The organism is Desulfobacula sp. (assembly GCF_021107415.1).
In genome coordinates, this window is sequence record NZ_JAIOSW010000489.1 from 1 (window position 1) to 7,387 (window position 7,387).

The 7,387-nt window shown below is 37.6% G+C and carries 6 protein-coding genes and 1 pseudogene; 3 read left to right on the plus strand and 4 right to left on the minus strand.

Translation table 11 applies throughout. The annotated features are described in order from the left end of the window. The first annotated feature begins 227 nt into the window (after positions 1-227). Positions 228-680 carry a MarR family winged helix-turn-helix transcriptional regulator gene (locus tag K8S13_RS24425; RefSeq protein WP_291466338.1) on the plus strand — a complete coding sequence of 151 codons (453 nt, stop codon included), beginning with the start codon at positions 228-230 and terminating at the stop codon, positions 678-680. Positions 681-689: 9 nt separating this feature from the next. On the opposite strand, the gene K8S13_RS24430 is transcribed toward K8S13_RS24425, so the two are convergent. Both K8S13_RS24430 and K8S13_RS24435 read right to left on the minus strand, forming a co-directional pair. Continuing rightward, the gene (locus K8S13_RS24430) at positions 690-1,328 is read right to left on the minus strand and encodes a response regulator transcription factor (protein ID WP_291466339.1); all 639 of its coding nucleotides are present in this window, start codon (positions 1,326-1,328) and stop codon (positions 690-692) included. A 3-nt stretch (positions 1,329-1,331) separates the two neighbouring features. Beyond that, a complete protein-coding gene (locus tag K8S13_RS24435; RefSeq protein ID WP_291466340.1) occupies positions 1,332-3,482 on the minus strand; it encodes a PAS domain S-box protein in 2,151 nt (716 codons plus the stop codon). Between the two features lie 102 nt (positions 3,483-3,584). Here K8S13_RS24435 and K8S13_RS24440 point away from each other — a divergent pair, with 102 nt between their 5' ends. Beyond that, positions 3,585-3,869, plus strand: a complete 285-nt coding sequence (locus K8S13_RS24440; protein ID WP_291466341.1) for a MoaD/ThiS family protein — start codon at positions 3,585-3,587, stop codon at positions 3,867-3,869. Then, the gene (gene thpR, locus K8S13_RS24445) at positions 3,869-4,453 is read left to right on the plus strand and encodes an RNA 2',3'-cyclic phosphodiesterase (protein ID WP_291466342.1); all 585 of its coding nucleotides are present in this window, start codon (positions 3,869-3,871) and stop codon (positions 4,451-4,453) included. Before K8S13_RS24440 ends, thpR begins: the two co-directional genes overlap by 1 nt. Here the strand turns inward: thpR and K8S13_RS24450 are convergent. Both K8S13_RS24450 and K8S13_RS24455 read right to left on the minus strand, forming a co-directional pair. Then, positions 4,450-6,720 (minus strand): FapA family protein, encoded by a 2,271-nt coding sequence (locus K8S13_RS24450; RefSeq protein WP_291466343.1) that lies wholly within the window; start codon positions 6,718-6,720, stop codon positions 4,450-4,452. The two genes, thpR and K8S13_RS24450, sit on opposite strands and share 4 nt — an antisense overlap. 162 nt (positions 6,721-6,882) lie before the next feature. Continuing rightward, positions 6,883-7,387: pseudogene (locus tag K8S13_RS24455) on the minus strand (cobyric acid synthase); the annotation flags it as partial.

Below are 7,387 nucleotides of genomic sequence, written 5' to 3' on the forward strand. Positions count from 1 at the left end.
GCATTTGTTCTGATTCTGTTTGGAACCTGGGCTTATTCCTGGCTCCTCAGCGGTATCTGGATTGGCACTATAAAAGGTTTTTTCAAGAAAACTTCGGCATAGAAGACTTTCTATAAAGAAATTGAATCACCCCTGACATCCTATTCTTGTCAGGGGTGATTTTTTTATTTTCTCATTATTGAAAAATTAGTTGCATCATCAACGATTGTGAGATAAAAAGCAGTAATATGAATACATTTGAAAAAGTTATTGATTCGTCTATTGCATATTTAGTGGGTCGAACATCCAGATCAATTATTAAAAGACTGACTAAAAAATTTTCAGATGCCGGATTTGACGTAAGCTATGAACAATGGAGCATCCTTGTTCATTTATATCGAAAAGATGGACAGACCCAGCAGGAGCTTTCCAATATAGCGGTAAAAGACAAGGCTGCCATTACAAGGCTTTTGAATGTTCTGGAAAAAAAGAATATTGTGTTAAGAATTCCGGACAGGAATGATAAACGAAGCAAACTTGTCTATCTGACCAATAAAGCCAAAGATTTTAAAGCAGATTTGATTGCTGTTGTTGAAGAATTGCTAGTGGAGGCAGAGCAGGGGGTTCCGCCAGATGAAATGAACCAATGCAAAGCCACTTTAAATAAAATATTTTTTAATTTTGACCGCTTGAATCAGTGAAGCGTTAATTTATAATTCCACCAGTTTGTTTTGAATGGCATACCTGGATAATTCAGCATTGTTTCTTAAGCTCAGTTTCTTTAATATTCTTGATCGATAGGTATCAACTGTTTTTACACTGATATTATAGGAGGTAGCGATTTCCCTGTTTGTCGAACCCATGGCAAGCTTTCGCAATACTTGAAGTTCTCTCATGGACAGGGATTCTGTGAGCGTCTGGTTTTTATTTCCACGGATCACCCTGAGGGCCAGGGCTTCACTTGCCTTTTCAGTCAAATACCTTCCTCCGGAATGAATTTTTTTTACAGCCGCCACAAGCTGTTCAGGAGCGGACTGCTTTGTGACATATCCCATGGCTCCTGCTTCTATTGCCCTGATAACGTATTGTTCTTCATCATGCATGGTTAAAATAAGAACAGGCACATCCGAACAATAACTTTTAATGCGGGCCACCACCTCAAGTCCATCCATACCCGGCATGGAAATATCAACAATTGCCACATCGGGTTTTTTATTCATGATCTCATCCAAAGCAGCTTCCCCGTCTGCGGCTTCAGCAATCACCTCAATCTCATTGCTGTCTTCCAGAACTTTTTTTAAGCCTTCCCTGACAATGCTGTGGTCATCTGCAAGAAGTACCTTAATCATGAATTATCCTTTCACTTTTACTTTACAGCAAATACTTGACCCCTGGGACAATCGGGAAGATATATCAAGTTTTCCACCGACAAGATTGGCCCGTTCCCTCATTCCTTCGAGTCCAAATCCATTAATGTCACTGTTATTGTCAGCATCAAATCCACACCCGTTGTCCTGTATGCTTAGAACGATTCCCTCTTCATCGTTTTTAAGTTCAACCATAATGGTGGTTGCATTTGAGTGCTTAAGGGAGTTGGTTACAGCTTCCTGGCCAATTCTGTATAATGCCGTTGCAAGCGTGTCATTGATTTTGGGAATTTCATCATGCTTGAACACACAGGAAACATTAGAGCGTTTTTCAAAATCCGAGAGCAAGGACTCCATCGCATCGGTAAGCCCCAGGTCATCCAGCACTCTTGGTCGTAAGCGATAGGCCATGTCTCTTACATCATTAATGGTATCATCGATTAAGGAACACATTTTCCCGGCCCTGTCTCCCGCAGTTTTATCAATGCGAGTTAAATATTTTTCAACCCATACCGCATCTATACGAAGTGCTGTTAAAACCTGGCCCAGATGGTCGTGAAGTTCCCTTGCAACAAGTGCTTTTTCCCTTTCCTGGGAGGCAATAATATTTTTAGACAGGTTTTTCAGATTATTCTGGGTTTTCTCAAGCTGGGCTGTTCTCTTTTTTACCTGCTGTACTAAATCATGGGAATATTGCGACAGTTTTTCCTTGGCAATCTGAAGATCTTTTTGGGTGCGATTTTTTTCCGTTACATCCACACTTACGGCCAGGGATCGGAGAATATCACCTTTTTCATCCCTAACCCCATAGCCGGACAGCATAATATCCATTTTTTCTCCATTTTTTTTGGCATAGGTATAGGGAATATCCTTGCAGAACCCGGTACTGAAGAATTCGGGAAAGATCACATTGATGGCATACTTTTGTGATTCAGGGGTAAAAAAGCTGATGAGCGTTTTACCAATGACCTCTTTTCTTTTATATCCCATTACCTCCACCCAGTGATCGGAGACCCTGATAATTTTGCCTTCTGTGTCAATTGAATGAAGCATAACCGGGGTTTTATGGTAAATATGTCTGTACCGCTCTTCACTGAGCCGAAGTTCTTTTTCTACTTTTTTACGTTTTGTGATTTCCTGGATTCCCATTTGGTAAAGAACCAGCACTAAAATACCTGTCAGGATTAACACAGAAAAGATAACAGGTCCGATGACTCTAACAAAAGGCTTTGATACCTGCTTTTCAATTTTTTTATAATTTCTCAAATTAATAACTCTCCAGCCTGGATAATTTGCCACATTAAGACTGGTAAACAGGTATTGAGTATTCTCTTTATCTGTTGCATAATCGGTTTGATTTTTTGAAAATCCGGTCCAGTCCCATGGACCATTACCAAATTGCTTTGAATTTGCCAGGCTATCTATTTTTTTTTCAGTAAGTTTCCATAAAAGCTTAAACCTCAATGCATTTTTATTGGAGATGAAAATGACACCATCGGGATCAATAAAAAGGAGAGTGTCATCAGATTTTCTAAACAGCTTTGTTTCAACAAACTCCACTGATGCCTTGATGACGGCAATCCCAAGGATACTATGGTTTTTATCATAAACCGGCTGAGAGTAATAAACACCTCTTTTTTTGGAAGTAGTGCCAAGAGCAAGATATGTGGAGGGAATTCCTTTGATGGCCTTTTTATAGTAAGGTCTGAAAGAAAAGTTTTTTCCCACGAAACTGTCATGGGCATTTCGATTGCTTGAGCATAAGGTAATCCCGTTTTTATCCATGAGATAGCTGACTTCAAGATCAAGGGATTTTGTAAAATTATCAAGGATCTGGTTGGCCTGGTATATCGATTCCAGATTGGTGTTTTTAAGCGCGGTTTTTAATTCATTGATACCGGATAAGGTTTTAACCGGTTTAATATGCTCGGAAAGATAAGAGGAGAGCTGATCCGTCAAAAGTTTCAACCTGGAATATGCATCAGCTTCCGTTTTTTGAACGGCAGCTTTTCTAAAAGAGTAATAATACAAAAGCCCACCGGTTGAAGCGGATAAAAATGCAAACAGGGCCAATACCAATATGATGATTCGAAGTCGCATGAAAATAAGTATATCTGCGTGACCTAATTTTTTCAATGACTTTGCCACCAGGAGTTTTAAAAATCATTGTGAATCTGTAAGATTTTCTATATTATGTGTGTAATAGTTTGTCGCAGATATCAACAAAAGGGGGTTCTTATGCCGGTCATCACATTTAATGCATTTTCGTTTTTACAGAAAAAGTTGAAAGAAAAACAAATTGAATATTCCAATGTGGCCATGACACTGAAACAGGGAGCCTGCGCAAAGGATTTAGTCAAGCTGGTTCAATTGGAGCCTGAAGATGTTGAGGTTGTGTTCATTAACGGAAAAGTGGCTCCTTTTGATACGATTATCCAGGATAAGGATCGTGTGGCCCTTGTGCCTCATGGTACTCCCGGGCCGTATAGGGTTCTGCTTGGTTTCAAAAATAAAGGATTATAGTGAATGATGACAACCACCATATCCGTGCATTTATTGCCATATCCCTTCCAAAAGAGATAAAAAAGTTTTTACAAGATATTCAGGGACAATTACAAACATCAGGCCTCAAGGCTTCCTGGCCAAAGCCCGAAACTATGCATTTAACCCTGAAGTTTCTTGGAAATATAAGTATCAGCAAGCTTGATGCCGTTAGAACATGCATGACCAAAGCAGTAACAGGAATACCCATTCATACTTTGTTTGTTTCAGGGATAGGAGTGTTCCCGACGGTAAAAAAGGCCAGGGCCATCTGGTCAGGAACAAGGGGGCAGACAGATATTTTGGAAAAACTTGTCAATCATTTGGAGGTTATCCTTTTTGAGGAAATGGGAATTAAAAAGGAAAATAGAAGATTTTCACCACATTTGACTATAGCGAGGGTTAAAAAACCAATTTTTCCAAAAACAATGATTCAACTATTACGAGAATTTAAAGATTTTCATTCTGAGGATTTTTTTGTTTCCGAGATTAAATTTTTTCAAAGCGAATTATCATCGTCCGGTGCAATTCATAAAACAATTTTTTCAATACCATTTAGACACTAATTTTTTTGGACTACCATTTTATATTCTGTTTTTGACTTTTGTTTTTCAAAAACAGATAATTTGTTTAAATTTGTTTCGATTTTCAGGGATGAGAAAATGCCTTTTAAGAGTGTCCTCTGAAATACTTTTCCATGAATTTTTATTTGTGAAATGTTTTCCTGTTTTCTTGTCCATTCAAAAAAAGCAAATAAATTCATTTGAAGTTCTAAGATTTTTCTTTTGATTTTTGGTTCAAGTCTTTTGATTCTTTTTTCAAGGACGACATTCTCTTTTTCATATTTTTTTTTTAATTCATTTAATTCTTTTAATGAAGCAAGGGAGGATTCCATTCTTGTTTCTAAATTACCGATTAGTTTTACAATATTTTTTAATTTTTCCTTTTTAAAAGACTCTGTCCTTTTTTTAAATTCATTTGATAGTTTTTTCTTTTTGTCTTTTGCTCGGTCATGAAAAATTTTCAATTCAATCATTTTTTGAAATGATTTTTTTGCAAAACGATCTTGTTCAGCTCTCTTTTCTGTCAGCCCATCAAGCTGGCGACTGATATTTTTAATTTCTATATTAATTTGTTTTGCTTTTTCAAGAATATGGTGTTCAGTTCCAGCCCCGAGAATACACCCTTTTGTTTTATTGTTCCCGACACCGGCAAGCTCAATACCTTTTTTACCATATAAGGTTGAAGAGATAATCCGGCATTGGTCGGAATCTATTTTGCCGCTGCAAAAGACTTGTGAATCAATGATCTCATTCTCAATATATACATTTCCAAAGGTTTCGATTCTGCAATGATGAAGGTACCTGGCATGAATATCTCCCTGGGCGCTTATTACGGAGTCAGTGATACCGATTTGAGATCTGACACTGCCGATAGCTTCAATGTGTGCGCCTCTGATTTCTCTTGCATTAATTTCTCCTGCATTTACAGGATAGGCCCCTGTTAAAACACCTGAAATGTTTAAATTTGCATACATTTCAAGTGGTCCGTACTTGAGGTCTGCATCTTCAAGAACATTAATCGTTGGATGGACATATAGTTTTCGATCAATAGAGAGGGAGGGAAAACCCGTTTTACCTGCAAAAGCCTTTGTGTTATCTTTTGACAATCTTGTTCCGCTCGCACATCTGAAAGTAACGTCATGTCCTTTGGTTTGCTCAATATTATTTCCAAACAGATCTTTTTTTAAATATGTGTCTCCTCCAATACGTTGCTCAGCCAATGTCGCCCCTTTTTTTTTGACTTCAGTGTCTATTTTACTGGTATCAAAATGGTAAAAGGCCTTCCTGGTTTTGATCAATTCCAAAGAGAAATCCTGTTTTGCTGCAATAAATTCATCGTTTCCCATATCTAGGTTGCATTGAAGAATGGCATCCGGATAAATTCCATACCGGATTCCCCTGGTCTCAAGTGCTTGTTTGATATCCTGTAAACTAGTATGCTTTATATCTTTTTTGATTTTAATAAGTGCTTCCATTTGATCCTGACTGATCCTGACTTGGATTATTGAATCGGTCACAATCTCATTGTTTTCCTCTATTCGCTCCTGTTCTCTTAAGATCAGGTTTTTCTGTTTTTCGGTTAAATAATTTAATTCAACCATGATATCGCCAAGGATTCGAATTTGCTTTTTTTCTTCAAATTTTTCTTCCTGGACTTTTTGAGCAATCTTAACTTCCCGTTTAGAAGCAAGATTCTTTTCAATAACACTTGCGGCAAATTCTTGATCTAATACTTTTATTTGCAAAAACTGCTTTTCATACCCTGAAAGATTTACTTGTTTATCGATTTGTTGACCATTATGCAGGTCAATCTGGTTTGGTTGATATGAAGTAAAGATCTTTTCTGCCTGTGTATCAAGAAAAGTCTGTTCCTTTAAAATCATATTTTTTTGTTTTATTGTAATAACCCGGGACTCAACCAGAATATTTCCAATCAATTTTCTAATTTTAGCCCGCTTAAACTCGTTTTTTTGGTGCTCAAGTGCCTTATCAACATCTTCCTGTGTTGCCAATCCTTTTTCAATAGCAATTTTACCAAATTCTTCCCCCTGCTTTTTAATAATAAGATATTCCCGGATCAGTTTTAATAGTCCAATCTGGTATTGGGTGGCAAACTTCTGGCTTAGCAAAAGCCGGTCAAAATCAAGGGGTTGACCTTCTTTTAGTTTAAGTGAATATAACCGATTGATATGCGAGTATTGTTCATTGGTGATGGTGCCGTATTGCAGGGCGAGTGCAGGCAGAGACAGGCTTTGATACGATTGTTCCAAGGTTTATTCTTTCAATTTTTAAGACGTTAACATTATTTTTAAATAAAGATAAAGAATTTACAGAATAAAGTAAACGATTTCGTGAATTTTAATTTGCGTGTGACCTTCAGGTTGCGTGTGACCTTCAGGTTACGTGTGACCCTCAGGTTAAGATTTCATAATTTAAACGATTATACTCATATCAATATGGGCTTCAAAGTGTTTTTTTAAAAGGATATAATCTTTTTCTTTTAAAGATAGCATGTCATCACATGGATAATTGATGTCTAATCCTATTGTTTTCAACCATTTTGATAAAATTTGCGATGAATCAAAAAAACCATGCATATAGGTTCCGGCAACCCTGCGGTCTTCCGACATACAGCCATCTGTGTCAAAGCAGGGAGTGCAATTTCTGGAATTCACCATAAGCAAAGATGTTCCCGCACTTAAGGTTGTATATCCCATGTGGATTTCATATCCTTTGCCTTTGGCATCCCCCCATTTAAACTCACTTAAGGTTGTTGTTTTAGGGGCCTTTAGTGTGGTTTGAACGGGCAAAAGGTTTAGAGCATTTGTCTTTCCGGCACTTCCTTCAAGCCCGTCAGGGTCATCAACAAATTCGCCCAGCATTTGATATGCCCCGCAAATTCCGAAAATATATCCCTTTGATTGGTAATATTCTTTA

Coding starts and splice junctions, on each gene's coding strand:
- K8S13_RS24425 (WP_291466338.1), top strand. CDS start 228: ATGAATACATTTGAAAAAGTTATTGATTCGTCTATTGCATATTTAGTG.
- K8S13_RS24430 (WP_291466339.1), bottom strand. CDS start 1,328: ATGATTAAGGTACTTCTTGCAGATGACCACAGCATTGTCAGGGAAGGC.
- K8S13_RS24440 (WP_291466341.1), top strand. CDS start 3,585: ATGCCGGTCATCACATTTAATGCATTTTCGTTTTTACAGAAAAAGTTG.